Source organism: Caproiciproducens faecalis (assembly GCF_019448085.1).
Classification (GTDB): domain Bacteria; phylum Bacillota; class Clostridia; order Oscillospirales; family Acutalibacteraceae; genus Caproiciproducens; species Caproiciproducens faecalis.
In genome coordinates this window covers 173,761-199,876 of sequence record NZ_JAGFNZ010000005.1, presented here as the reverse complement: position 1 = coordinate 199,876, position 26,116 = coordinate 173,761, and the positions used below count along the sequence as shown (strand labels likewise).

The window sequence follows — 26,116 nt, the reverse complement described above, 5'->3', positions numbered from 1 at the left end:
TACATTGATTAATGGTGGAACAGTCTCATGCCGGTAAAGGCCATGGCGATTCCGTATTTGTTGCAGGTATCAATGACATTGTCGTCCCGGATAGAGCCGCCGGGCTGGGCGATATATTTTACGCCGCTTTTATGAGCACGTTCAATATTGTCCCCGAACGGGAAGAAGGCATCCGAACCCAGTGCGACGTCTGTCATGGTATCCAGCCAGGCACGTTTTTCTTCACGGGTAAGCGGTTCCGGTTTTTCCGCAAAGAAGTTCTCCCATATTCCGTCCGCCAATACGTCCATGCAATCGTCGGAAATATAGACGTCGATTGTGTTGTCACGGTCAGGACGTCGGATTCCCTCTTTGAATTTCAGGCCAAGCACCTTCGGATGCTGCCGCAGATACCAGATGTCCGCTTTGTTGCCGGCAAGACGGGTGCAGTGGATTCGGGACTGCTGCCCGGCGCCGACGCCGATTACCTGTCCGCCCTTAGCGTAGCAGACGGAATTGGACTGGGTATACTTCAGGGTAATCAGGGAAATCAACAGGTCTCGTTTCGCGTCTTCAGGAATTTCTTTATTTTGCGTAATAACATTCGAAAGCATATTGTTATCAATCAAAATTTCATTTCTTCCCTGTTCAAACGTAATGCCAAAGACATCTTTATGTTCAACAGGAGCAGGCTTGTATTCCGGCTGAATCGAGACAATGTTGTAGCCGCCTTTGCGCTTGGATTTCAGAATGGCCAGCGCTTTGTCCGTATAGCCCGGAGCAATCACGCCGTCGGAAACCTCGCGTGCGATCAAAGTCGCCGTTTCTTTATCGCAGATATCTGAAAGGGCAATCCAGTCGCCATAGGAGGACATTCTGTCTGCGCCCCTGGCCATTGCGTAAGCGCTGGCCAACGGAGAAAGCTCAAGGTCGTCCACAAAATAGATCTTTTTCAGCGTATCGGAAAGCTTGCCGGCAACCGCCGCGCCTGCAGGGCTGACATGCTTGAATGAAGCTGCAGCAGGCAGGCCTGTAGCGGCTTTCAGCTCTTTGACAAGCTGCCAGCTGTTAAAGGCATCCAGAAAATTGATGTAGCCCGGCTTTCCGTTGAGTACCTCAATCGGAAGATCACCGCCATCCTGCATAAAAATGCGCGACGGCTTCTGATTCGGGTTGCAGCCATATTTTAATGTAAGCTCATTTGACATTTCAGCGCCCTCCATTAATCATGATTTTTATTGATAATTCTCGTTTCTGTCAGTCCGGTTTTCAGATTGATAAATCTGGTAAAAAGAGAAACTTTATTGTCAAAGAAGAGATGTTCCCAAAGCTTTTGCGTAAAGCTGTCAATATCACCGGAAATACCGACCCGGGTCGGCTCCCCTTCAAAGGAAGGAAGCGGACTGCCGTCCCCCCGGTAAGTATGGATAAAATGTCCTTCCCCGCTGACGGGAGAAGAGTATTCGTAGAAAAAGCGCTGAGCAGAAGCAGGATTCCCATTTGCGCTTTTCAGAATGGACAGGCGGTAACTTCCATCTTTCTCTACAACACCGGAAACTCTCGGTGTGAAATTGGGCTCATCCGGCTCAAACGTGCGTGTGCGCAGCGCAGATTCAAAGGTTTTTCCCACCTTTAAAAAATCGTAGACCGTGTCGGTTTGATCGCCGTTTGTCACGATGGTGGTATCACCGCAAACTCTGACCGGAGAATAGATAATCAGCGAAGGATCACTCAGTTTATCCGGGTCAAACGCCTGAGTGCGGATTCCTTCTCCGTCCTCAACAAACACACGGTTGCGGCTGTTTTCACTGCGCCCCATAATAAAATACGCGATCACCGCGTTTTGGCCGTCCTCACTTCTTCCGAGAATGATCCCGCGTCCCGGATATTGATTGGCTGCCAGATTGCTTTCTATATTCTGTATTTCCATAATCAGTCCTCCTTAATCGTTGCCCTTCCGTCGGCTACTTTAATTCTGCCTTCACAGAACAGGGAAACCGCTTTGGGCAGCAGTTTCCATTCCGCCTGCTCCATTACCCTGCGCTGAAGGATTTCCGGAGTATCCCCCGGCAGAACTTCTACCGCCTTTTGCAGAATAATCGGGCCTCCGTCACAGACCTCGTTGACAAAGTGCACCGTCGCACCCGTTACCTTGACTCCCTTTTCCAGTGCCGCTTCATGAACCTTCAGTCCGTAAAAGCCTTCGCCGCAGAAGGAGGGGATCAAAGCCGGATGGACATTGATAATTTTGTTTTCATAGTGCCGTACAACATGATTGCTGATGATGGTCATAAAGCCCGCAAGCACGACCAGATCAATTTCGTACCGACTCAGAATTTCCAGAAGAGAACGGTCATATTCCTCCTGCGCGGAAAAGCTTTTTCTCAGCAAGACCTCAGTGGGAATCCCTGCTTTTTCCGCACGATGCAGCGCAAAGGCGTCCGCTTTTCCGGACAAAACCAGGGTAATCTTTCCGCCGCTGATCTCTCCTCGGTGCTGAGCGTCAATCAATGCCTGCAGATTTGTCCCGCCGCCGGAAACCAGAACGGCGATATTCAGCATAAAACGACACCTTCTTCGCCGGTCACCACACTTCCCATCACATAGGCATGTTCACCCATGGAATTCAATTCAGCAACCGCTGTGTTCGCCTGATCTTTGGGAACGACCATGCACATGCCGATACCCATATTAAAGGTATTGTACATTTCACGATCCGGGATATTCCCCTGTCTTTGCATCATAGAAAATACCGGAAGCTTCGGCAGGGAGGCCAGTTCAATTTTAGCCGTTGTATTTGGCTTGAGCATACGCGGAATATTTTCAAAGAATCCGCCGCCCGTAATGTGAGAAATTGCCTTGATGCCGACTTTTTCCATCAGCGCCAGCACCGGCTTCACATATATTTTCGTAGGGGTCAAAAGCTCTTCTCCAAGAGTATGGCCGAATTCATTGATCTGCATATTAATATTTTTTTCGCTGATATTAAAGATTTTTCGTACCAGCGAAAAGCCGTTGGAATGAACGCCGCTGGACTGCAGGCCGATAATTACGTCGCCGGCCTCTATTTTACTTCCGTCAATCATACGGTCCCTGTCTACCATACCCACGGAGAAACCCGCCAGATCATATTCATCAACAGGATAAAAACCGGGCATCTCCGCCGTTTCCCCGCCGACAAGCGCACAGCCCGACTGAACGCAGCCGTCTGCAACGCCGGAAACGATCTGTTCGATCTTTTCGGGATAATTTTTCCCAACCGCAAGATAATCCAGGAAAAAGAGCGGTTTTGCTCCGCAGCAAACGACGTCGTTGACACACATGGCAACACAGTCAATGCCAATCGTATCGTGCTTGTCCATTAAAAAAGCGATTTTTAATTTGGTACCCACGCCGTCTGTGCCACTGACAAACAACGGGGTGTTCATACCGGAAAGATCCGGCTGAAACAGCCCGCCGAACCCGCCGATTCCCGAAACAACGCCGGGAATTTTCGTGCGCGCCACATGGTTTTTCATCAACTCAACCGCTTTATATCCGGCGGTAACATCGACTCCGGCCGCCTTATAACTTTCGCTAAAGCTTTTCATGTCTTATCCTCCAAAATTTTTATCACAGTTCCTGAATTTTTGCCTGAAGCGCCGCATCTTTCTGCGCAACACCCTCAGCCATTGTCTGCTTCATCGCCCGCAGCTTTGCTGCAAGCGTTTCATCCGAAAGCGCCAGCATCTGAGCCGCCAGAATCGCGGCGTTATCCGCCCCGTCAATCGCCACGGTCGCTACGGGGATGCCGCTCGGCATCTGTACCGTTGCCAAAAGAGCATCAAGTCCGTCGAGAGTGGAGGATTTAATCGGAATGCCAATGACCGGTAAAACGGTATGCGCGGCAAGTACCCCCGCCAAGTGCGCAGCTTTGCCCGCCGCCGCAATGATTACTCCAAATCCGTTTTCAGCGGCGGATGCGGAAAATTCTGCGGCCGCCTGCGGCGTTCTGTGCGCAGACATAACATGTACTTCCATTGGGATTTCCAATATCTTCAGCCGCTTTACAGCAGCTGAAACTACCGGGAAGTCACTGTCACTCCCCATGATGATCGCTACTTTTTTATCTGCCATCATTACACTCTCCTATCATTTTCTGTCGGCCGGGACGATAAAAAACAGGCTGCACCAGCAGATGGCACAGCCTGTGAGATTATAACATCCGGAATATTGGCGCAGTTTGACAGTAAACGATCCCGATTCCTTTAAACCAATGAACGGAAGATACTGTCATAGCATTCGCCTCCGACAACACATAATAGTATTATTGTAGGTGATTATAGCAACAAATTCAATAGTTGTATTCACGAAAAAATTTTTTTGTACAGTTATCATGCGGAATGAAGCTTAAGGTAACATAATTTGTATAGTATGACTCACTTTATTTTGTTTCTCCCGAATCATTTGTCACCAGTTCCTTCAGGGACGTGGCAAGACCCGCAAAAGATTGAATGTTGGACGGAATAATAATTTTTGTTGCCTTGCCGTCCGCGGCCTTAGCAAATGCTTCCAGACTCTTGATTGCAATTACGTTGTCGCCCGGATTGGCCTCGTTCAACAGCTTGATACTGTCGGCCAAAGACTGCTGCACCAGCATGATTGCCTGCGCTTCACCCTGTGCTTCACGGATTTTTGTTTCCTTTTCTGCATCCGCACGCAGGATTGCAGATTCCTTTTCACCTTCGGCAATCAGGATCGCGCTGCGTTTTTCACCCTCAGCCGTCAGAATCTGCGCACGGCGTTCACGCTCGGCTTTCATCTGTTTCTCCATGGACTCCTGAATTTCTCTCGGCGGAATAATGTTCTTCAATTCCACGCGGTTGACCTTAATGCCCCAGGCGTCCGTGGCTTCATCGAGTATCGTGCGGATTTTGGTGTTGATAACATCACGGGAAGTCAAGGTATGATCCAGTTCCAAATCACCGATGATATTTCTCAGGGTAGTGGCGGACAGATTTTCAATTGCGGAAATCGGCCGCTCCACACCGTAAGCATAAAGCTTTGCGTCGGAAACCTGAAAATACACGACTGTGTCAATTTGCATTGTTACGTTATCCTTGGTGATAACAGGCTGTGGGGGAAAATCGATAACCTGCTCCTTCAAAGAAACTTTTTTTGAGATTTTGTCAATGAAAGGAATTTTAAAGTGAAGTCCGGTTGTCCAGGTGCTGTGATAGGCGCCGAGACGCTCAACCACATATACGTGAGCCTGAGGGACCACTTTGATATTGCTGATTAAAATGAAAAGAACCACAATGATAAGCGCTACAAGAAAAATCGCTGCAAAATTAATACCCATTTATGAATCCTCCTTTGATTCGTTATGTACTGTTACAATCAGCTTAACCCCTTCGATTGCATTTATCAGCACATGTTCACCAATCTTAATGATCGAACCGTCTTCACTGCGCGCGGTCCAGACACTTCCAAGAACATTGACCTGTCCCACGCCTATCGTGTTGTTGATTTCTGCAATTACGATACCATCCTTACCGATATACCGGTCAACGTTGGTCTCTACCTTTTTAAAATTCATTAGCTTTTTTACGAGCGGCCTGGTAACGACCAGCGTAAGAGCGGTTACCACTACAAACACCACCGTTTGAGTCCAAAGTTCAGCGCCGCAGAGGTTTGCAATCAACGCTCCCACCCCGCCCGCTACAAACCAAATTGAAACCAGCTGGGCGGTGGAACCTTCCACAACCGCCGCGATAATAATTACCGCAAGCCAAAAGTAAGGCAAATATGTCTCCATGTTTTCACTCCTTCCCGGTGTTGCAATTATCTTACCACAATTCCAATATGAAAACAACAGCGCCAAAATGCCAAAAAAGACGGTTTTAGCCCGTTTTTACTGAGCGGCTGAGTCCTTCTTTGCGGCTCGAATCGGCGCTGAACAGGGCGAGTCGGCTCGCGTTGCCTTGTTAATATATTGACAATTGGCAATAAAAAAGACGGGCGCTGAAAAGCGTCCGCCTTAAAATTGTTTTGAAAGAAATTAATACATGCCGCCCATACCCGGATCTGCCGGCATTGCGGGAGCAGCAGCAGGCTCTTTCTTGTCTGCTACCAGAGATTCCGTGGTCAGTACCATGGCTGCTACGGAAGATGCGTTCTGCAGTGCAGAACGGGTTACCTTGGTCGGGTCAACGATACCAAAGGAAATCATATCACCGTATTCCTCGGTAAGAGCGTTGAAACCGTAGCCAACCTTATTAGCGTTCTTGATATGCTCGACAATGACAGAGCCTTCAAGACCTGCGTTAGCAGCGATCTGACGGATTGGCTCCTCAAGGACTCTCAGAATAATCTTGGCACCGGTCTTTGCGTCGCCTTCTGTATCTTCCACAACCTTCTCAACATCCTTGTAGGTGTTAATCAGGGCAACGCCGCCGCCGGCTACAATGCCTTCCTCTACGGCAGCCTTTGTAGCAGCAAGAGCGTCTTCAATGCGGAGCTTCTGCTCTTTCATCTCTACTTCGGTTGCAGCGCCGACTTTAATGACAGCTACGCCGCCGGAAAGCTTTGCAAGGCGCTCCTGCAGCTTCTCACGGTCGAAGTCAGAAGTTGTGGTCGCAATCTGAGAACGAATCTGAGAAATTCTGGATTTGATCTCATCCTTATCGCCTGCACCGTCAACAATGATGGTGTTTTCTTTGTCAACCTTTACCTGGCGCGCGCGGCCGAGCTGCTCAACGGTGGTCTCTTTCAGATCGAGTCCGAGTTCTTCGGAAATAACCTGACCGCCTGTCAGAACGGCAATATCACGGAGCATGTCTTTTCTTCTGTCGCCGAAACCCGGAGCTTTTACGCCGACACAGGTAAAGGTGCCGCGAAGTTTGTTCAGGATCAGAGTTGTAAGAGCCTCGCCCTCAATATCCTCTGCAATGATAACAAGCTTCTTGCCGGACTGTACGATTTTCTCCAGCAGCGGAAGAATTTCCTGAATATTGGAAATTTTCTTGTCTGTAATCAAAATATATGCATCATCAATAACGGCTTCCATTTTCTCGGTGTCGGTCACCATATAAGGAGTAATATAGCCGCGGTCAAACATCATACCCTCTACGACCTCGGAATATGTTTCAGCCGTCTTGGATTCTTCAACAGTAATCACACCGTCGGAGGTTACTTTTTCCATTGCTTCGGAAATCAGCTTGCCAATGAAATCACTGGAAGCGGAAATCGTTGCAACGCGGGCGATATCTTCAGAGCCGGTTACCTTTTTGGAATGATCGGCCAAAGATTTTACGGCAGCGTCAACGGCCTTCTGAATACCCTTGCGAATCTCCATCGGATTTGCGCCTGCGGTTACGTTCTTCATTCCCTCGCGAATGATAGCCTGCGCAAGCAGAGTAGCTGTGGTGGTACCGTCACCGGCAACATCGTTTGTTTTGGTAGCAACTTCTTTTACCAGCTGAGCGCCCATATTTTCAAAGGCGTCGTCCAGTTCCACTTCCTTGGCAATGGTGACACCGTCGTTTGTGATTAACGGAGCACCGAATTTTTTGTCAAGAACAACGTTTCTGCCCTTCGGTCCCAGTGTAATTTTTACTGTATCAGCAAGCTGATTAATGCCGTTTAAAAGAGCTTTTCTGGCATCCTCACCGTAAATAATCTGTTTAGCCATCGTATATTTCCTCCAATATCAAATTATTTTCTGTACCTATTACTCTACGACTGCAAGAACATCGCTCTGACGAACAATCGTATATTCCTCGCCGTCAATTTTGATTTCGGTTCCGGAATATTTGCTCGTTATGACTTTGTCACCTTTTTTCACATACATTTTAACCTCTTTGCCGTCCACTACGCCGCCCGGGCCTACTTCAATAACATCTGCGATCTGGGGCTTCTCTTTTGCAGAACCGGCAAGAAGAATACCGCTCTTTGTTGTCTCCTCAGCTTCTTCCATTTTAATTAAAATTCTGTCTGCCAATGGTTTAATAGTCATAATATGTCCTCCTTCAAATAGCTGTTTTGTTTTAGCACTCATTATCCTCGAGTGCTAAGATATATTTTATATACTTACGTCAGGAAAATCAAGTGGTTTTTTACTAAAAAAATGCAATTTAATAAATTATTTACAATTATCGCAAACTTTATCTGTTGTTAAACCGGAACAATAAAATTAACCGCTTTAGGAACGATCTCGAATTGTATCCTTGTAATGGTTGCACACTCGCCGTCAAAATTTGCAACAGCCAGACCGGGAGCCTGAATTTCCATTTTCTTTCCCCGGCAAAACGTCAGAATGCTCTTGAACCTTTCCGATTCCAGATGGCCGCCGTTTTTATAGGTCTTAATCAGCAGGGGAATTTTATATACGGGCGGTTTTCTGATAAGGACAAAATCCAGCAGACCGTCGTCCGGAACAGCCCAAGGCGCGCCGCAAAAGCCGCCGCCGTAATATTTTCCGCTGCCCGCCAAAGCAAACAGATAAGTGCCGCTGAATTTGTTAACGCCATCGATCACAATTTCCAGCTGTTCGCCAAGCTTGCCGGTGAGTACTTTTGCAGCCGCCAGATTATAGGCCATGGGGCCGCTGATAAAAGGTATTTTTTTAAATTTCAACATTTCAAAGGCAACTCTCGCATCCAGCCCCACGGAACAGAGGTTTATAGAATACTTTCCCGCCGAATGGATCATGTCCACCGGACGGGACGGGGCTTTAAGCTGCTTTTCCAAAGACAGAAAATTCCCTGATTCGCCGAAAGTTTTGATATAGTCATTTCCGGAACCGCAGGGAAAAATTCCTATCTCAGCATTTTTTCTGCCAATGATGCCGGCTGCCGTTTCGCTCAGCGTACCGTCGCCTCCGATGGCGTAAATCCGCACCTCATCCCCTCTCCGGCTTTCCTCATCGGCAAGCTCCATGGCATGTCCCGGTTTCTCTGTAATATGACAGGAAAACTGCAGATCTTTTCTTTCAAAATACTGCCGGATAGCCGGGAACAAGGTAAAATAAGCATTCTTTTTGCCGGCGACGGGATTCACAATAAAAACATAGCGCATGATGGCCTCCAGCTGAAATAATTTTATGAGTGTTATTTAAAGTACATATAATACTGGCATTTTATCATTCCGTTGTAAAGCTTTCTGCGCCTGTCCGCTTTTCGACCGAAGCATTCTTCAAAGGTCTCATCCGGACTGATAATCGAATAGCTCCATCCGTGTCTGCGCTCAAATACGCTGCCCATCACTCTGTAAAGATCCTCCGCCTGATGCATGTCCAACAAACGCTCTCCGTAAGGCGGGTTGCAGATCACGCAGCCGTATTCACCCTCCGCCTTGAAATCGCCAATCCCACGTTTTTCCGCGTGTATCTGCGAAATGACTCCTGCTTTTTTTGCGTTTTCCAATGTGAGCGTGACCGCCGCGCCGTCAATATCGTACCCATGAGCAGTAAATTGCGCGTCACGCAGAACCAGACCCTGCGCGCGCATTTTCTCTTTCTGCCAAAGACTCTTGTCAATGCAGTCCCAGCGCTCGGCGGAGAAGTGGCGCTGCAGTCCGGGCGCAATATTCAGCGCATACATAGCGGCTTCAATCAAAAGCGTTCCGGAACCGCAGAACGGGTCAATAAAATTTGCATCATGCCGTACGCGGGCAAGATGCACCATGCAGGCGGCCAGCGTCTCTTTGATCGGCGCTTCCGTGGAACTGGCACGGTACCCCCGCTTGTGAAGTCCTTCGCCGGAAGTATCAATCATAATGCTGACGCTGTCCTTCATAATTAGAAACTGGATCTGAAAAAGCGGTCCCGTTTCCTCAAACCAGCTGACGTGATATTTCTGCTTTAGTCTCTCTACAATCGCTTTCTTGATGATCGACTGACAGTCGGGAACGCTTGACAGCTTGGAACTCAGACTGCGCCCCTTCACGGGAAAACGGTCGTTTTTTCCAATCCAGCGCTCCCACGGCAGGGACTTTACTCCCTGAAAAAGCTCTTCAAAGCTGAGCGCACGAAAGCTGGCCATCTGAATGAGCACACGTTCCCCGTAACGTGACCAAAGATTTGCCCTGACCAGCATTTCGTCTGAACCGTCAAAAATAACCCTTCCGTTCTGCGGTTCCACATTTTGGGCGTCCATTGCCCTTAATTCATCTGCAACAAGCCCTTCTACTCCAAGAAGGCAGGGGCACACCAGTTTAAAATTATCCATATTACACTCCAAACTCAAAATAAGGGGCTGCGACAATACGCAGCCCCAATCATTATAGAAAACTATTATCTATCAGGCACCATGTTTTGTTATAGAAACATGTGGGTGCGAATATTCTATTATTCCGCATCGGGTTCCAATAATCCGTAATTCCCGTCCTTGCGCTTGTAAACCACATTGATTTCCCCACTGTTTTCATCGCGGAACATAAAGAACTGATGCCCAAGCAGGTTCATCTGGAGAATCGCTTCCTCTGTGCTGAGTGGTTTTACAAAAAAGTGCTTGGTGCGCACGATCTTATATTCGCTGTCGTCTTCTTCGGCAGTATGCAGATAATCCTGTACATACTGGTCGAGCGCGGCAGAATGGATTTCTTTCTCAAGCCTTGTCTTATTCTTGCGGATTTGTCTGCCCAGCGCACTGATAACCTGATCCAACGCGTCATTCATCTCAAAATCCGTTGCTTCCGCACGATAAATCATTCCCCGCGATTTAATCGTAATTTCGACGGTCTGGCGGTTTCTCTCCAAAGTTACCACCACGCCGGCCTGCGCATCTTCATCGAAAACCCTGTCAAAGCGCGACAGCTTTTTTGCAGCCAATTCCTTAAAATTATCCCGTAGATTGACCTTCCTGCCAGTAACAGTAATCTTCATATGAACATCTCCTTTTTCCATTCTTAAGAAAGGATATCGCCTACCTATAATATACCATAATCATAAGGGAAATAAAAGCGTCCGGAATTTAAATTATTATTTTCTTGTGACGGGTCACATGACAGCCGACATTTACCGCAACAGGCAGCCCGGCAATGTGCGTGGGGAATTGCTCGATATTCACCGCAAGCGCCGTTGTGTTCCCGCCAAAGCCCTGTGGGCCCACGTTCAGCCCATTGACCTTTTCGAGCATACGTCCCTCCAGATCGGCGTAAAACGGATCGGAATTTCTCTGTGAAACCGAACGACAGAGCGCCTTCTTTGCCAAAATCGCGCATTTTTCAAAATCGCCGCCGATCCCGACTCCCAGCACAACCGGCGGACAAGGATTACCGCCCGCAATCTGAACCGTCTCTGCCACAAAATCGATAATGTCCTCCGCGCTGGCGGACGGCGTAAACATTTTGATCCGACTCATATTTTCACTGCCAAACCCTTTTGGTGCCGCCGTAATGACAAGCTTGTCCCCAGGAACCAGACGCAGATGGATAACGGCGGGTGTGTTATCCCCCGTATTGCCCCTGCGAATGGGGTCGGCGGCTACCGAACACCGCAGCCTGCCTTCAAGATACCCCTGATGCACCCCTTCGTTCACAGCGTCCTCAAAAGAACCGCCGGTCAGGTGAACCTCCTGTCCGATTTCGGCGAATACCACCGCCATGCCCGTATCCTGACAAATGGGGATTTTCAGTTCGCGGGCGGCGTTCATATTTTCACACAAGTCACATAAAACGGCTTTGCCGATTGGGGACGTCTCGGTCTTCGACGCAGCTGCAATGCAAGTTTCAAGATCTTCCGGCAAAACGCGGTTGGCGTCAATAAAAAGAGTCTTTACCGCTTCGGTAATCTGTGAAACAGGAATCTCTCTCATAAGCACTTTTCCCTTTCTGATACGATTTTCCCGTTGGCGATCACATATTTCGGTTTGGAAGTCATCTCCAGAGGATTGCCGTCAAAAACGACCAGATCGGCGTCTTTACCGGGTTCGACAGAACCGACTCTCGCGTCGATTCCGCAGATTTTCGCCGGGTTGATGGTAATGGCCTTTAAAGCGTCCTCGTAATGCATGCCTTCCCTCACTGCCAGCGCCGCGCAAGTAGGAAGGTACTGCAGCGGAACAACGGGATGATCGGTTATAATTGCTGTCAGTATTCCCGCATTCGCAAGAATTCCCGGGTTCTGCGGCGTTAAATTTCTCAGCTCCGGTTTGGAGCGGTCACAGAGGAAAGGTCCGGCCAGCACCCGCACTCCGTCTTTTGCCAAGGCGTCCGCAATCAGATGTCCCTCCGTTCCGTGCACAATGACATAATCTAAATCAAATTCTTTGGCAATGCGAATGGCGGTAAAAATATCGTCTGCGCGGTGCGCGTGGAAATGCACCTCAGTTTCACCCCTAAGGGCGGGAATCAGCGCTTCAGACTTCATATCAAATTCCGGCGCGTCAAAGTCCTCGTCGGTCTCTGAGCGCTCCAGATCCTGCAGGTAGCGCTGTGCTTTAAAAAGTTCCTCCCGAATCAGCGCAGCCGTCGCCATTCTGGTGGAAGGCGATTGATTTTTTCCGTGATAAACGGACTTCGGGTTTTCTCCCAAAGCCATTTTAATCGCAACCGGCGCTTTGACAAGCATATCGTCAATCCGTCCTCCGCAGGTTTTAATCGCGGCAAGCTGCCCCCCGATGGGGTTTGCGCTTCCGGGGCCTGTAATGACCGTTGTCACACCCGCGGCCAAACCTTCGCTGAAGCAGCGATCGATGGGGTTCACCGCGTCTATCGCTCGCAACTGCGGCGTAACAGGGTCTGTTTCTTCGTTTCCGTCGTCTCCTTCAAATGTAAGACCGTCTTCCCACATTCCCAAATGAGTATGCGCGTCCACAAAGCCCGGATAAACGCCGGCGCCCTGAACGTCGAGTACCTCCTCACCTTGTTTGGGCTGTACGGTCCCTGTGCCAAGCGCTTCGATCCGGTCGTCTTTCGTACGAATCCAGCCGTCCTCTATGACGCTGTCCGCCATCGTGAATATTTTTGCATGAATAATCAGCATTGTTTTTCCTCCAACAAAAAAAGCGGAGTGCGCGCACTCCGCTGAAACTATTTCGACTGACCGGAACCGCCGTGTTTGGAAAAGCCACCGCGCTTTGACTCCATACATCTTTTCAGATCCGACATTTTTTCATCACTTGTCTGCTTGAATTTGGACATCATATCCTCAAAGCTTGTCGCTTCGTTTCTTCTGCCCTGCCACTCGTAGCTGCCCGGTCTGGATACACGCGGAGCGGGAGAGTTGCTTCTTGGTGCAGGCGGAATGGCCTTTTTCATAGAAAGGCTGACTTTGCCGTCTTCGCTGATGCTCATTACCTTGACCTTCACCACTTGGTTTTCGGTCACAAAGTCGCGTATTTCCTTAACAAAGGTGGGTGCGACTTCCGAAATGTGCACCATGCCGGTTCTGCCGCCCGGCAGCTCTACAAAAGCGCCGAATTTTGTAATTCCCGTAACTTTTCCTTCCAGGATCGTTCCTACCTCAAGCTGCATATGTAAGTGATTTCCTCCTTAATATAGAGCGATTAATTACCTGCAATATTAACAAAAACACGTTCCCCTGGCTTTGCAAAATTCAGGCTCTCACGCGCAACGCGCTCAATATAATCGCTGTTTCCGTTTGCGCCTGTGCTAAGGGCATGTTTAATGTCTTCATTTTTCACTTGCTGAATAATAATTTTCTGTTTAACCGCTGCAAGCTCCTGCCGCTTCTGACTGATCTGTACCTGCTGGTTAACAAGCGCAACAATAATATAGATTGCAAAAGCAAAGATAGCCGTATGCAATAAAAAACTGCCTTTTCGCTTTTTCCTCTTGATAACCTTCATGGCTCAGCAGCGCCCCCTAAGCTTTGCCGTTTTTTTTACGTCTCTTTTTCTTTTTTGCATTTCTCTTGGCATTACTTCTTACTTTGAAATGATTATACACTATTTCACGGTGATGTTTCAAGCGTTTTTTCTGATTTGAAGCGACTATTTTTGTATTCTTAACAATTTTCTTTACGACGCTAAGAGAAAAATGGGATATTTTAGCAATTATTTTCTTAACCGGAACAATAATATATTTCCGGACAATTTTTGCAATCAAACAAAACATCCGGTAAGTAACCGTACCTACCGTTAAAAAATACAGGCACCAGCCGATTCCTTCCCCAGCAAGAATATAGAATCTGACTTCGCCGTAATTCACGCCCAGAGCGAGCAAAAAGGTAACAAACGCCGCCGTAATCATATAGAACAGATCCTGAAAAAACACAGCGCGGCGTTCCGACTGGAACACAGTGCGAAAGATGCGGAAAACATCGTAATAAGCACCCAAAAATACACCGACCGCAATTGCAAGTACAAACCCCTGAAGCTGAGCGGTGAGAGATAAGTTCAAACAACCTCACTCCCCTATTTGAACAGCCTCGAGAAAAAGCCGCCCGAGAGCTGGTTTTCAGAATACGACATCGCGCTAATGTCCCCGGTCAGTGTCAGTTCGCCTGTTTCAATATTCAATTTATTAATCTGAAGCTTGGTACCCTTGATAATCAGCTGACCTAAATCGGTATACGCCACTATGGTCTGTTCATCAAAGCTGTCAACATTGGAAACACCGGTCGCAGTAAGCGCACGGCGATTTTCAAGGATCAGGCTGTGCGGTACTTTCACAGACTTTTTTTCTTCAGCCATTTCAAGACCCTCCTATTCATTCATACCAATTTGTATGCATAAACGGAGGGACATATACTTAAAGGTTAGCCGGGCCGTCCGACAGAACACGGTACATTTCCGCGGCCGCTTCCTTCTTCGCATATTCGTTTACACTGAGCACCTGCGCCTTTATGCTGCGTGAACCAAGCTGCAGTTCAAGAACATCGTCTACCTTTACGTCGTAGGAGGCTCTGGCCGGTTTTCCATTCACAAGCACCCGCCCGGCATCACAAGCTTCGTTGGCAATCGTGCGGCGCTTAATGATACGGGATATTTTCAGATATTTGTCCAGTCGCATAGTATTTCCCTTCTACATAAAAAGAGCTGTAACATTGCGGTCAGTTACAGCCCTTTTAAAAAACATTATATATTTTTATTTCGCTGTAGCGTCCTTGAAGGCCTTTCCTGCCTTAAAAGCAGGTACTTTGGAAGCGGGAATGGTGATAGGAGAATTTGTTCTCGGGTCACGGCCCTGTCTCTCACTGCGGCTGCGTACTTCAAAAGTACCAAACCCTACGATCTGTACTTTCTCATCTTCAGAAACAGCTTTAACGATTGTGTCAATCATTGCGTTGACAGCATTATCGGCATCTTTCTTGGACATACCTGCTTTTTCAGCAACAGCAGCAATTAATTCTGTTTTGTTCATAATATTTGACCTCCGTTTTTTTAATTATTATTCAACAGCAGAAAGCTGAGAATGATTAAGTTGTCTTAGCTTCATTCCAAAGTGAATCAAGCTGTTCCAGTGACATTGAAGTCATATCGGCTCCGCGCTTCTCTGCAAGGCTTTCCATTTTCTCAAAGCGCGAAATAAACTTATTACAGGAAAAGCTTAAAGCCTGCTCAGGCTCCACTTTTAAAAACCGCGAAACATTCACGACAGAGAACAAAAGGTCGCCCAGTTCTTCCATGCGGTCTTCCCAGCTTCCATTGTCTATCGCTTCTTTTAATTCACAGAATTCTTCCGCAACCTTATCAAGCGCACCGGAAACGTCGGGCCAGTCAAACCCGACCTTTGCGGCTTTGTGCTGCACCTTGGCGCTTCGCATCAAAGCGGGCAGGGCTTTTGAAACGCTTTTCAGAACTTCCGTCTGGGTTGCCTGGTTTTTGGTTTCCTTTTTAATTGCGTCCCAGTTGACAAGAACCTCGTCGGAACTGTTGACAACCGTGTTGCCAAAAACGTGGGGATGACGGATAATCATCTTTTTAGCGATGCCGTCCACTACGTCCGAAAAATCAAAACGATCCGTTTCCTTTTCCATCTGAGAATGAAACAGCACCTGAAGAAGGACATCGCCCAGTTCTTCTTTTAAAAGATCCGTATCCTGATTGTCAATTGCTTCAACAACTTCGTAAGTCTCTTCAATAAAACAGTTTCTTATGCTTTGATGGGTCTGCTCCTGATCCCATGGGCACCCCTGCGGAGAGCGGAGAATTGCCATGATGTCCAGCAAATCCTGCATGCTATATTTTTCTTTGAACTCAAAATCCAAAATGAATATCTCCTGTGAAAGAAAGTATCGGATAAACTGCTATCATTTTACCTTATCCAATTATGTTTTTCAAGTATTTTCACAATTTTTTGTCCTTTAGGAAGCATTAGCACATCGTTTGTGTTCAGCGCTTTAAACCAGAGCATACAAACAATATAAATTACTCCCGCAGCGGCAATCGCAAATAAAGTCGAAAGCTTGCCCAATCCCAACATGGTTCCGGCTTTCTGCACAAAAAACGCAGCAGTTACGCAGATAACGGAAGCCAGAAGCGGTTTGAGAAAGATGCTCACGAAGTTGATGGTGATTTTCGCTTCGCGGCAAAGGAAGAACAGCGCAAAAACCATAATGAAAATATAGCAGACCAAAGTACCGGTTCCTGCACCCATCACATTGATTTCGGGGATCCCGACCAGTGTATAGTTTAACACAAGCTTAATCGCCAGACCGACCGCAAGCAGCTTGACCGGAAGGTCAACCCGGCCCACAGCCTGAAGCATACTGTTAATTGGCGTGCTCATCGCCGCGAAAATCGCGCCCAGACCCAGCAGGACAAGAATCCTGCCAATCACGGTCGGGGCATTCTGTGAACCATACAGCAGGGACGCAATCGGCGTGGAAAGTACAGAAAGCCCCAATCCAGCCGGTATGGTTAGCATTGCCACAAGTCGGAGTACCGATTCAATGCTTCTCTTTATTTTTTTCGGATTTCCGCCTGTCCAGGCTTCCGTAACGTTTGGAAGCGCGCTTACGCCGAATGCCTGTGTGATGGCGGGCACTAACATGAACAAAGTGGAAGCGTTGGAAAAGCAGCCAAACAGAAACGTTGGGACATTGTTCAGTTTGACAACCGACTCCGGCATAACATTTGCGTACATACCGATCAGGATCTGAGAATGGTCCACCATAATATCATTGATCCGTTTCTGCAGAAACGTACTGTCAATAAAAGTAGAGAGATTGACCGCAAGGGAACCGAGCGCAATCGGAATGGCGGTCTTAATCAGCCGGACGGTCGTATGTTTCATAGGCAGGGGACGGGGCGACGCATGAAGCATCTCCTGGGTGATCCCGTCACTGTGCCTCTTGTGGTAAACAAAAAGATAAACAAAACCGAAAACAGAACCGATGGTAACACCGAAGATCGCGCCGGCTGCCGCGTAAGGAAGCGTAGCAATCTTGGCGTACTCAGCAGAGGCCATTTTTTCACCGTAGACCGTACCGCTCGCCGCAAATTCCTGCAAACCGGAATGGATAATCAGAGAGGCGATGGCGAGTCCGAACACAAGCTTGCACAGCGCTTCCACAATTTCGGAAATAGCGGTGGGATACATGTTGCGAAGGCCTTCGTAGTATCCCCGGTAAATGGCCATCAGGCTGTTGAAGAAAATGGCCGGAGCCAGCGCATAAATGGCCGGGAGCGCATTCTGTGGGTTGTTACTGACCGCGTAGGCAACATAGGGCTTTGCACCAAAAAACATAATGGAGAAAGCTACAATGCCCAAAAACAAAAAGATTTTTACGGAAACCGTGTGAATCTGGCGGATGTCGCGATACCGGCCGCGGGCGGAATTTTCTGATACCAGCCTGGAAATAGCAATTGGAAAACCGGCCGTTGCAAGGCTGAAAATCGGGAAATAAAGGGAATAAGCGTTCCCGAAATAACCGTTTCCGACAGGGGTCAGAATCCAGGCAAGCGGGATTTTAAACAGCGCTCCAATAATTTTAACCAGAGCAATCGCTACCATCAGAATTAAAGCACCGTGTAAAAAGCTCTGTTTGCCAACGGTTGCGGTCCTCTTATTATCCATTGCGACACATCCATTCCAAAATAATCACATTGTTTTCTGTTTAAGCATAACAACAAACCCCTCTTCCCCACTGCATCAAGCCGAAAAGAAAGAGGAATTCCTATTTCACACATTTTCTCATAATAAATAGTATACTAAATAAATGAAAATATTATGAACATAATTCCAAGCATTGAAAAAGAGGGGACTACGCCCCTCTTTTTAAAACGCGGAACAATTTCAGTCATCTGAAAGCTTATGGCCGCATTTGCTGCAATACTCCGCATTTTGCGGATTTTCCTCTCCACAGTTTTTGCAGACCATTCTGGCTCTCATGGCGACCAGCTGCTCGTTGACAGCATCCAGCTGCTCATATAGATCATCTATTGCGGTAATGCATTCGCTGACAAGGTCAGACGAGTCGTTATCCGTCTTTTTAGCTTCATAAACCGTTCTGCCCAGCGATTCATAGCGTTTTGAAATTTCATTGTTCAAATCGGCAGCGTTTATTCTAAGCTTTGAGATATCAACAAACTGACCCGCTTTTTTACCGACGACATTCACCGCGGATTTGGCGTTAACAACGACATCTTCAAACAGTCCCATAATAGCACACTCCTTTAATTAGATTTTCTTACTAAAATTATATTCCAACATCAGAGGAATTGCAATAAATTTCATCAATATATCCCGCCGCCGATGAACTCGCGGATAATGGAATCCTGGGGAACAAATTCACTGCTGACCGGAGTAAATTTTTCAAGACTCTCGATCAGCTTCTTGGTCAAAGGATACTGGCCGCAGTCTGCGGGAACAGTTTTCAGGAGGGGGATGGCCTGATTCACCAGAACACAGGTTTCATAGGTATGCAGCGAATTGATCGTATAGTCGGCGCCACTGCGGTAGGGTTTGATGTATTTCCTCTCCCCATCCATTACCATCGGCCACATTTCAAGGGTCCGCGTGGGTTTAGCGCCCCTAAAATTATAATCCCTCACAATCCTTCGCACCAGCCGCATCTCGTTTGCGTTAAACAACTCTCTGGATCCTTCGTAAATTCCCTGCTTTACACTGATATAGATTTTGCATACGCCTTCTTTAGGCAGCTTGTCAAGAAAAATCGGATTGAGCGCGTGAATTCCTTCCACAATCGCAATGTCATGTTCCCGCAGTGAAACATGGCGCTTATGCGGATACGGCATATGGATTTCAAAATTGAAAACAGGCATTGTGCAATGATGGTTTTCAATTAGTGAAAGAAGGCACCGTTCAACGTCGGGAACATCCAACGCGTCCACGGACTCGTAATCGTGCTGGCCATTGGCAAGCACCGGCGCCTGCCGCTCCCCCCGGTAAAAATCATCCAGGGAGATAATGGTAGAACCGATTCCGATCGACTGGAATGCATTTTTCAAAAGATGTGAGGTGGTTGTTTTTCCGCTGCTGGACGGGCCGGAAAGCATAATCAGCCTGCAGTCCCGCATTTGCCCGGCAATACTTCTGGCTATATTTCTAATGCTCTGGTGATAGGATTCCTCTGTCCGTACAACAAAAGCTTCCGGCTGTGTGGATGCCGCAGTATTGATCTTACTAAGTTCGTTCTGATACTCCACAAAATTGATCATAAACAGTCTTCACCTGATCTTTTCTAATAATCATTTCCTCAAAGCGATTGATATATTCATAGGGATATTTAAAATTAAAGATGCGTGTAAGTTCATCCGAATACGGATCTTTGATCTTGCTTGCAGCCCCCGCGCCGCAGGCAAGAATCGTTTGGGATTCATCCATAATCACAACATTGTACGGGCTTTCAAAGCCGGGTTTAGCCCAGCCGGTATTTTCCAGATTCCCAACCATCCGGCTTTGCCTGTAAAGATAATAGGGTGAGTAACCGTACTGAAGAAGCTGGGTGTCGGCGTAGTCAAGCATTTGCGCCGCCTGTACTCCGCTGACAAAAGGTTCGCTCTCCTCCTGAAAAATTCTGGACGAGCGCTTCAGAGCCAGCGTATGCACCGTAATACTTTCCGGCGCAAGGCGGATGACTTCATCCAATGTGGCTGCAAAGCTTTCCACACTGTCCCACGGCAAACCGGCGATGAGATCCATATTGATATTATTAAAGCCGTGTTCGCGCGCCAGAGCAAAAGCAGAAAGAGTCTGCGCGGTCGTATGGCGGCGGCCGATTGTTTTCAGCACTTCGTCATTCAGTGTCTGTGGATTGATGCTGATGCGTGTAACACCGTGCTTTTTCATCACATCAAGTTTATCGCCGGTGATGGTGTCCGGTCTGCCGGCTTCCACAGTAAATTCACCGCAGACCGACAGGTCAAAGCTTTCACGAATGACCGTCAGCAGGCTTTCCAGCTGCTCCGCACTCAGGGTTGTGGGCGTCCCTCCGCCGATGTAAACAGATTCAAGCCGCAGTTTAAGACCGGCGGCAACTTTTGCGGTATAACGGATTTCCTCACAGAGAAGTCTAAGATACTGAGGAATCAGCTTTGCCGTTTTCTCGACTGATGAAGAAACAAACGAGCAGTAAGAACAGCGTGTCGGGCAAAAAGGAATGGATACATAAAGACTGAAGGACTCCGGTTTGGACTGCGCCAGAATTTTTTCTTCATTGCGCATGGTCAGAAAGCTTAACTCTGCTTTGGGGGCGGACACAAGATACTCGCTGCGGAAATAATCCAGTCCTTCCTGTTCGCCTTTTTCAGCAATCAGGTGGCGCAGCAGTTTCACCGGCCGTACTCCCGTCAGGATGCCCCATTTGGGGGTAAAACCACAGTATTGTGTCAGAAACCCAAACAGCAGGATCGCCATACGGCGCTCGTTTTCTTTTTCCTGTTTGCTTTCGGCACCGGTCAGTATTTCGGAATTCTCACTTTGATAAGAACCAATCCTGACACGCACAGTGAGTTTTAGCCCGTCCGGTCGGGGCTCCAGACCGGTATAAATCAAAATATCATCTTCTGTGGCGGCGGGTAGTTCGGGAACCACTTTTATTCTTTGGTACGGAAAAAACACCCGGCACAGATTCTCCATTTCGTAATGGAACGAGTGACCGTCGATAACCAGAATCATAAGCCGCCGTTCCCCATATACGGGTTGTTCTTTCGTTCGTACTCCAACGTGGTTTCCCATTCATGCCCGGGGTAAACATGAAAGTCCCCTTCCAGATTCTCCAGCTTCTTCAGGGAATCCATCATCTGCGGATAGCTTCCGGTGGGGAAATCCGTCCTGCCGCAGCTGCATTTCATCAGCGTGTCGCCTGAAAAAAGAGCATCCTCCACAAGATAGCAGCAGCTGCCGATCGTATGTCCGGGCGTATGCATCACCCGAATTTTCAGGCTGCCAAGCTCAATGACGTCCCCGTCATTCAGCGATACATCCGCCGTAAAGGGCTCTGATCCCATCGGGGAAACCATAGTGGACAAATTCAGAGAATTGTCGCCGGTAAACAGCATATCATCGGAATAGATATATATTTTGGCGCCGGTTAGCCGTTTTAAAGAACTTACCCCCATAATATGATCGAAATGTCCGTGAGTTAACAGAATAGCACTGACATTCTCTGTGCCCAGGCTCAAAACCGCCTGCGTCAGCTTCGGGTCCTCAAACCCGGGATCGATTACCGCGGAAAGGCCGGTTTCATCATCTGTTAAAATATAGCAGTTGGTGGGCAGCGGCCCGCCGGTGATTCTTGTTACTTTCATAGCAGACTCCAATTTCTTCTTGTTAATTCCCAATGGCTCCGCCCATCCGGTCGGTATTAGGAACGCTTAATCGAAACAATCCCCTCAATATTGTTGAGGCGGTTAATAATACTGTTCAGGTGATCCAGCCCATTAATGGTAATGGTCGCGGAGATCACGGCGCTGCCATCCTTGGTTTCTCTGGAATTCAGCGAATGGATGAAGATATGCATGTTGAAAAGCTGCTGGGTCACATCGGCAAGCAGGCCGGAGCGGTCATTTGCCACAATTTCCAGTGTGGATTTAAATTCCTCTTTCACTTCACCCGTCCAGTGCGCCTTAATCCATCTTTCGGGTTCCGGCGCTTCCTGCAGATTCTGCGGAACATTGGAACAAGTACGCTTGTGAATGGAAACGCCGAAGCCGCGGGTAATAAAGCCGATGATATCGTCCCCGGGTAGAGGATTGCAGCAGCGTGAAAACTTAATCAGGCAGTTGTCCATACCGTCAACCGTCACGCCGCCGACCGGTTTTTTCGGGCCCGGTTTAGAGGTCGGCTGCGCCGGGGCAGCAACCGGCGGACGCTTTTCCTTCATATAGTCTTCTTTGATTTTCGGCATGATCTTCCAGAGCTGTATTCCGCCGTAGCCGATGGCGGAGTATACATCGTCCGCCGTGGCACAGTTTTGTTTGGCACCGATCTTTTCCAGCAGGGCTGCAAGCTCCGACTCGCTCAGATCAATGCCGTTTCTTCTGAATTCCCGTTCGAGTTCAGCTTTGCCCTCAACAATATTTTCATCACGCTTTTCACGCTTAAACCATGCGCGTATCTTATTGCGGGCTTCACTCGTCTTAACAATTTTCAGCCAGTCACGACTTGGCCCACGGGTCTCTTTGGAAGTCAAAACCTCAATGATCTGACCGGTTTTCACCTTATAATCAATCGGGACAATGCGCTTGTCCACTTTGGCGCCGATCATTCGGTTGCCAACGGCACTGTGAATGGCGTAAGCAAAGTCGATTACCGTTGAGCCGGACGGCAGGTTGATTACATCGCCTCGCGGGGTAAAGACAAAGACCTCTTCCGGAGCCAGATCCGACTTGATGGTGCGCACCAGGTCGGTCGCGTCCTCATTATCCTTCTGATTGTCCAGCATCTGGCGAATCCACGCAAGACGCTGCTCAAGCGTATCGCCGCTCTTCCCGCCAAGACCGAGCTTATACTTCCAGTGGGCCGCAATTCCGTATTCGGCGGTATGATGCATTTCCCACGTTCTGATTTGAACTTCAAACGGAATTCCGTCCTTCCCGATCACCGTCGTATGCAAGGATTGATATAAATTCGGCTTCGGGGTGGAGATATAGTCCTTGAAGCGGTTCGGAATGGGACGGTACATATCATGGATTACACCCAGAACGTTATAGCAGTCGTTTACCGTATCGACAATCACACGCACAGCGTAAATATCGTAAATTTCATCCATAGAGCGGCCCTGAATAAACGTCTTCCGGAAAATGCCGTTGATGCTCTTGACTCTTCCTTCCAGATAAACGTTGGGGATCAGCGGCGATACGCGTTCAAAAATGCACTTTTTAGTGCGGTCAATAAACGCCTTCCGCTCACTGCTTCTTAATTCCAGACTGCTTTCAATTTCCTCATACGCGACAGGGTCCAGGCAACGAAGGGAAAGATCCTCCAGTTCCTCTTTAACGGCTCGGATACCTAAGCGGTGCGCGATCGGCGCGTAAACCTCCATATTTTCCAGCGCTTTGTCACGCTGTTTCTGTGGAGGCATGAATTCAATCGTACGCATATTGTGCAGACGGTCAGCAAGCTTAATAATAATAACGCGGATATCCTCGGCCATGGCAATCAGCATTTTACGCAGATTCTCTGCCTGCTGTTCCTCTCTGGAGGAATACGGGATGCGGCCGAGTTTGGTTACGCCGTCCGTCAGATTGGCAATATCTGCGCCAAAGCTCTTTTTCAATTGTTCCAGATTGACCGGTGTGTCCTCCACAACATCGTGCAAAAGACCGGCCGCAACGGATTCGGTATCCATACCCAATTCCACAAGAATACACGCAACCGCTACCGGGTGGGAAATATAGGGTGCTCCGGAAAGGCGTTTTTGCTCCTCATGGGATTTAACCGCGAGTTGATAGGCGCGGTCAATTACATCCATGTCGTAGTCATGTTCGCTCTCTTTGATTAATGCGACCAGATTATCATAAGTCATCAACGGCCACGCCATATTATTCACCCGCCTTTCCAAGTCGTTTTAATTGATCGAGTATGTCGGAACGGAACAAATCGACTTTCTTTTCCGTATGTAACATTTCTATAATACAGATATTGCCGGATTTCTCCAGCTTAATCAAATGATGTTCGGAAAGTACATCCAGCGCTGTCAGCAGCTTTCCAAAACCCAGCCGATCCGAACCGGTCTTTACCAGAAGGCCCTCCGCTTCCCCGCAGAAACCGTTGCCGGCGCGTACTGCACGGTAAACAGCGGCAAATTCGTCACGATCCGGAATCAGGTCGGAAATTTCCTGCTGTGTTAACGGTTCCTGTCTTTTGGATTTTTCATAAAGAGCAAGACCGGAAATGACGCTTTCTACATCCACATCCGACCGTTTCAGATCTTTTATGAATACGGACAGCGTATTTTTACCGTTATATTCCCTTGCTTCCAGCGTGACCGCAAGGTCTAGGATATCGCCGGGAAGATAAGGGAATTGTTCCAGCGTAGTACCGAATTTCATGCAGCGTACCGTTGCGGAGCCCTGTGACACCGTAACGCGCAGATGCTTTCCCCCGCCGACCGGCGTAATGTCGGACAATTTCATATGATACAGACCGAAAAGCGGCGACGGATTCCCCATTCCAAACGGTTCCAGAGCCTGAACATATTCTGGGACATCCAGCGTAAGCTGCTGGGGTTTTAACAGACAGTCTATTTTGATGACGGGTACCGGCATCGGGCCGTTCAGCGAAGCGGCGTAGTCATTGATCGTTTTTCGAAAAGCCGCTATATTTTCCGTCGGCAAGGTGAGACCCGCAGCCATGGGGTGACCGCCGTAGCGAGTCAGCAGCTTATCGCAGGAACGCACTGCTTCAAAAAGGGAAAAGCCCTCAATACTTCTGCCGGAACCTTTCGCCTCTTCTCCGGAATACGAAATAATAATACTCGGTTTGCCGAACTGTTCGGTAATTCTGGAAGAAACGATTCCAATGACTCCGTGGTGCCAATTTTCGCCTTCTATCACCAAAACACGGTCGTAAAGCCGCTGCGGCTCCTCGCTTAACTGCTGCAGCGCTTTTTCATATATCTCTTTCTCAATTTGGCGCCGATATTCATTGTCATCATTGATATCGGAAGAAAGCTCTCCCGCCTCTTCCGGGTATTCCGTCAGCAAAAGGCGAACCGCCCTGTCGGGGGAACCAATACGCCCTGTTGCGTTGATTCGCGGTACAATAGTAAATGCGACATTTCCGGCAGTCAGTTTGCGTCCTTCCATACCTGCCTGCTCCAATAAAGAACGGAGTCCAAGCCGGTCATTGTGGGATATGATTCTGAGTCCTGCTTTGACAAGGCTGCGGTTTTCTCCCGTCAGAGGAACAATATCACCGATTGTTCCGATTGCGACAAGATCGGCATAGTTGTCCAGCAGTGCTGTAATGTCACAGTCTTCCCCTTCCAAAGCCATAATCAGCTTAAAGGCGACACCGACCCCAGAAAAATCCTTGTACGGACTTTTGCAGTCGGTTCTGTAAGGGTCTACCACAGCACAGGCACGCGGCAGTTCCGCGCGCGGCCGGTGATGATCCGTAATCACAACGTCGATAGAAAGACTGTTTGCGTAATCGACTTCATCAATAGAAGAGATTCCATTGTCAACCGTAACAATCAGGTTAACCTGCTGTTCGTGCAGTATTTGAATAGCGTTTTTGTTAAGGCCATAGCCTTCGCCCTCGCGCTCCGGTATATAGTACAGCACATTTGCGCCGCAGGATTCCAGATAGGAATACAGCATCGCGGTAGAAGTTACGCCGTCCGCATCATAATCCCCGTAAATCGCTATTTTTTCAAATCCGTCCACCGCACTTAAAATACGGTCAGCCGCCTGACGCATATCTGCCATCAAAAACGGATCAGAAAAATGCAATTCTGATTGAAAGAGCTCACGGACATGTTCAGGCTCTGTGATTCCTCTGGCCTGAAGCAAAATTGCTAAAAGTTCGGGAATACCGGTTTCTTTCGTTACTTTTTCCGCCGACCGAGCGTCACACGAAAAGACCTGCCACTTTTTTATACTCACGCACTACACCTACCCCATAATTGCTTATTGTATCATTTTGACAAAAAATATTCAATATTTAATCTGCATCATGTGCGGGTAAAGGAGTCAAAAATCCTGCATACGATAATAAAAAGCCACCGATGACCGCCGGCAGCCGTAAGGTCAGCCGAACAGATCGGTGGCATAGATTTATA

Annotated in this window: 28 protein-coding genes; all 28 read right to left on the bottom strand. The window is 48.2% G+C overall.

Features of this window, described 5'->3' with window-relative positions:
- Positions 1 to 8 precede the first annotated feature (8 nt).
- Positions 9 to 1,187, bottom strand: coding sequence for a phosphoribosylaminoimidazolecarboxamide formyltransferase (locus tag J5W02_RS12850; RefSeq protein WP_219966092.1), 1,179 nt, complete (start codon positions 1,185 to 1,187; stop codon positions 9 to 11).
- A 14-nt stretch (positions 1,188 to 1,201) separates the two neighbouring features.
- Positions 1,202 to 1,909 carry an IMP cyclohydrolase gene (locus tag J5W02_RS12845; RefSeq protein WP_219966091.1) on the bottom strand — a complete coding sequence of 236 codons (708 nt, stop codon included), beginning with the start codon at positions 1,907 to 1,909 and terminating at the stop codon, positions 1,202 to 1,204.
- A 2-nt stretch (positions 1,910 to 1,911) separates the two neighbouring features.
- Positions 1,912 to 2,541, bottom strand: coding sequence for a phosphoribosylglycinamide formyltransferase (gene purN / locus J5W02_RS12840; RefSeq protein WP_219966090.1), 630 nt, complete (start codon positions 2,539 to 2,541; stop codon positions 1,912 to 1,914).
- Positions 2,535 to 3,569 (bottom strand): phosphoribosylformylglycinamidine cyclo-ligase, encoded by a 1,035-nt coding sequence (gene purM / locus J5W02_RS12835; RefSeq protein ID WP_219966089.1) that lies wholly within the window; start codon positions 3,567 to 3,569, stop codon positions 2,535 to 2,537. The genes purN and purM overlap by 7 nt, the downstream gene beginning before the upstream one ends.
- A 22-nt stretch (positions 3,570 to 3,591) precedes the next feature.
- Complete coding sequence (gene purE / locus J5W02_RS12830) at positions 3,592 to 4,098, bottom strand: 5-(carboxyamino)imidazole ribonucleotide mutase (RefSeq protein WP_219966088.1); 507 nt, start codon at positions 4,096 to 4,098, stop codon at positions 3,592 to 3,594.
- 304 nt (positions 4,099 to 4,402) lie between these two features.
- The gene (locus tag J5W02_RS12825) at positions 4,403 to 5,320 is read right to left on the bottom strand and encodes an SPFH domain-containing protein (protein WP_219966087.1); all 918 of its coding nucleotides are present in this window, start codon (positions 5,318 to 5,320) and stop codon (positions 4,403 to 4,405) included.
- The gene (locus J5W02_RS12820) at positions 5,321 to 5,776 is read right to left on the bottom strand and encodes an NfeD family protein (RefSeq protein WP_219966086.1); all 456 of its coding nucleotides are present in this window, start codon (positions 5,774 to 5,776) and stop codon (positions 5,321 to 5,323) included. It lies immediately after the preceding gene.
- A gap of 243 nt (positions 5,777 to 6,019) precedes the next feature.
- Positions 6,020 to 7,651 (bottom strand): chaperonin GroEL, encoded by a 1,632-nt coding sequence (groL, locus tag J5W02_RS12815; protein WP_219966085.1) that lies wholly within the window; start codon positions 7,649 to 7,651, stop codon positions 6,020 to 6,022.
- Positions 7,652 to 7,690: 39 nt separating this feature from the next.
- On the bottom strand, positions 7,691 to 7,975 hold the full coding sequence (locus J5W02_RS12810; RefSeq protein WP_219966084.1) for a co-chaperone GroES: 285 nt from the start codon (positions 7,973 to 7,975) through the stop codon (positions 7,691 to 7,693).
- Between the two features lie 158 nt (positions 7,976 to 8,133).
- Positions 8,134 to 9,036, bottom strand: a complete 903-nt coding sequence (locus J5W02_RS12805; protein WP_219966083.1) for a diacylglycerol/lipid kinase family protein — start codon at positions 9,034 to 9,036, stop codon at positions 8,134 to 8,136.
- 32 nt (positions 9,037 to 9,068) lie between these two features.
- Positions 9,069 to 10,187, bottom strand: coding sequence for a THUMP domain-containing class I SAM-dependent RNA methyltransferase (locus J5W02_RS12800; protein WP_219966082.1), 1,119 nt, complete (start codon positions 10,185 to 10,187; stop codon positions 9,069 to 9,071).
- Positions 10,188 to 10,306: 119 nt separating this feature from the next.
- Positions 10,307 to 10,843, bottom strand: coding sequence for a ribosome hibernation-promoting factor, HPF/YfiA family (hpf, locus tag J5W02_RS12795; RefSeq protein WP_219966081.1), 537 nt, complete (start codon positions 10,841 to 10,843; stop codon positions 10,307 to 10,309).
- An 88-nt stretch (positions 10,844 to 10,931) separates the two neighbouring features.
- The gene (locus J5W02_RS12790; RefSeq protein WP_219966080.1) at positions 10,932 to 11,774 is read right to left on the bottom strand and encodes a fumarate hydratase; all 843 of its coding nucleotides are present in this window, start codon (positions 11,772 to 11,774) and stop codon (positions 10,932 to 10,934) included.
- Complete coding sequence (locus J5W02_RS12785; protein WP_219966079.1) at positions 11,771 to 12,943, bottom strand: amidohydrolase; 1,173 nt, start codon at positions 12,941 to 12,943, stop codon at positions 11,771 to 11,773. The genes J5W02_RS12790 and J5W02_RS12785 overlap by 4 nt, the downstream gene beginning before the upstream one ends.
- Before the next feature lie 47 nt (positions 12,944 to 12,990).
- Positions 12,991 to 13,434: a S1 RNA-binding domain-containing protein gene (locus tag J5W02_RS12780; RefSeq protein ID WP_219966078.1), complete on the bottom strand. Its 444-nt coding sequence runs from the start codon at positions 13,432 to 13,434 to the stop codon at positions 12,991 to 12,993.
- 32 nt (positions 13,435 to 13,466) lie between these two features.
- Entirely contained in the window at positions 13,467 to 13,769 is a 303-nt protein-coding gene (locus tag J5W02_RS12775; protein WP_219966077.1) for an FtsB family cell division protein, read from the bottom strand.
- A gap of 16 nt (positions 13,770 to 13,785) precedes the next feature.
- Complete coding sequence (gene yabQ, locus J5W02_RS12770; protein WP_255575750.1) at positions 13,786 to 14,322, bottom strand: spore cortex biosynthesis protein YabQ; 537 nt, start codon at positions 14,320 to 14,322, stop codon at positions 13,786 to 13,788.
- 14 nt (positions 14,323 to 14,336) lie between these two features.
- Entirely contained in the window at positions 14,337 to 14,615 is a 279-nt protein-coding gene (gene yabP / locus J5W02_RS12765) for a sporulation protein YabP (RefSeq protein ID WP_219966076.1), read from the bottom strand.
- A gap of 58 nt (positions 14,616 to 14,673) precedes the next feature.
- Positions 14,674 to 14,934: an RNA-binding S4 domain-containing protein gene (locus tag J5W02_RS12760; protein ID WP_219966075.1), complete on the bottom strand. Its 261-nt coding sequence runs from the start codon at positions 14,932 to 14,934 to the stop codon at positions 14,674 to 14,676.
- A gap of 75 nt (positions 14,935 to 15,009) precedes the next feature.
- Positions 15,010 to 15,285: an HU family DNA-binding protein gene (locus tag J5W02_RS12755; RefSeq protein ID WP_038324296.1), complete on the bottom strand. Its 276-nt coding sequence runs from the start codon at positions 15,283 to 15,285 to the stop codon at positions 15,010 to 15,012.
- A 55-nt stretch (positions 15,286 to 15,340) separates the two neighbouring features.
- Positions 15,341 to 16,132, bottom strand: a complete 792-nt coding sequence (mazG, locus tag J5W02_RS12750; RefSeq protein WP_255575749.1) for a nucleoside triphosphate pyrophosphohydrolase — start codon at positions 16,130 to 16,132, stop codon at positions 15,341 to 15,343.
- A 47-nt stretch (positions 16,133 to 16,179) separates the two neighbouring features.
- Positions 16,180 to 17,943, bottom strand: a complete 1,764-nt coding sequence (locus tag J5W02_RS12745; protein WP_219966074.1) for a putative polysaccharide biosynthesis protein — start codon at positions 17,941 to 17,943, stop codon at positions 16,180 to 16,182.
- Positions 17,944 to 18,162: 219 nt separating this feature from the next.
- Entirely contained in the window at positions 18,163 to 18,528 is a 366-nt protein-coding gene (locus J5W02_RS12740) for a zinc ribbon domain-containing protein (RefSeq protein ID WP_219966073.1), read from the bottom strand.
- A gap of 74 nt (positions 18,529 to 18,602) precedes the next feature.
- Positions 18,603 to 19,547, bottom strand: coding sequence for a uridine kinase family protein (locus J5W02_RS12735; protein WP_219966072.1), 945 nt, complete (start codon positions 19,545 to 19,547; stop codon positions 18,603 to 18,605).
- Positions 19,513 to 21,006, bottom strand: a complete 1,494-nt coding sequence (gene hemZ, locus J5W02_RS12730; protein ID WP_219966071.1) for a coproporphyrinogen dehydrogenase HemZ — start codon at positions 21,004 to 21,006, stop codon at positions 19,513 to 19,515. Before hemZ ends, J5W02_RS12735 begins: the two co-directional genes overlap by 35 nt.
- Positions 21,003 to 21,638, bottom strand: coding sequence for an MBL fold metallo-hydrolase (locus tag J5W02_RS12725; RefSeq protein ID WP_219966070.1), 636 nt, complete (start codon positions 21,636 to 21,638; stop codon positions 21,003 to 21,005). Before J5W02_RS12725 ends, hemZ begins: the two co-directional genes overlap by 4 nt.
- Positions 21,639 to 21,694: 56 nt before the next feature.
- Positions 21,695 to 23,872, bottom strand: a complete 2,178-nt coding sequence (locus J5W02_RS12720; RefSeq protein WP_219966069.1) for a RelA/SpoT family protein — start codon at positions 23,870 to 23,872, stop codon at positions 21,695 to 21,697.
- A 1-nt stretch (position 23,873) separates the two neighbouring features.
- A complete protein-coding gene (recJ, locus tag J5W02_RS12715) occupies positions 23,874 to 25,940 on the bottom strand; it encodes a single-stranded-DNA-specific exonuclease RecJ (RefSeq protein WP_219966068.1) in 2,067 nt (688 codons plus the stop codon).
- Positions 25,941 to 26,116: the final 176 nt, after the last annotated feature.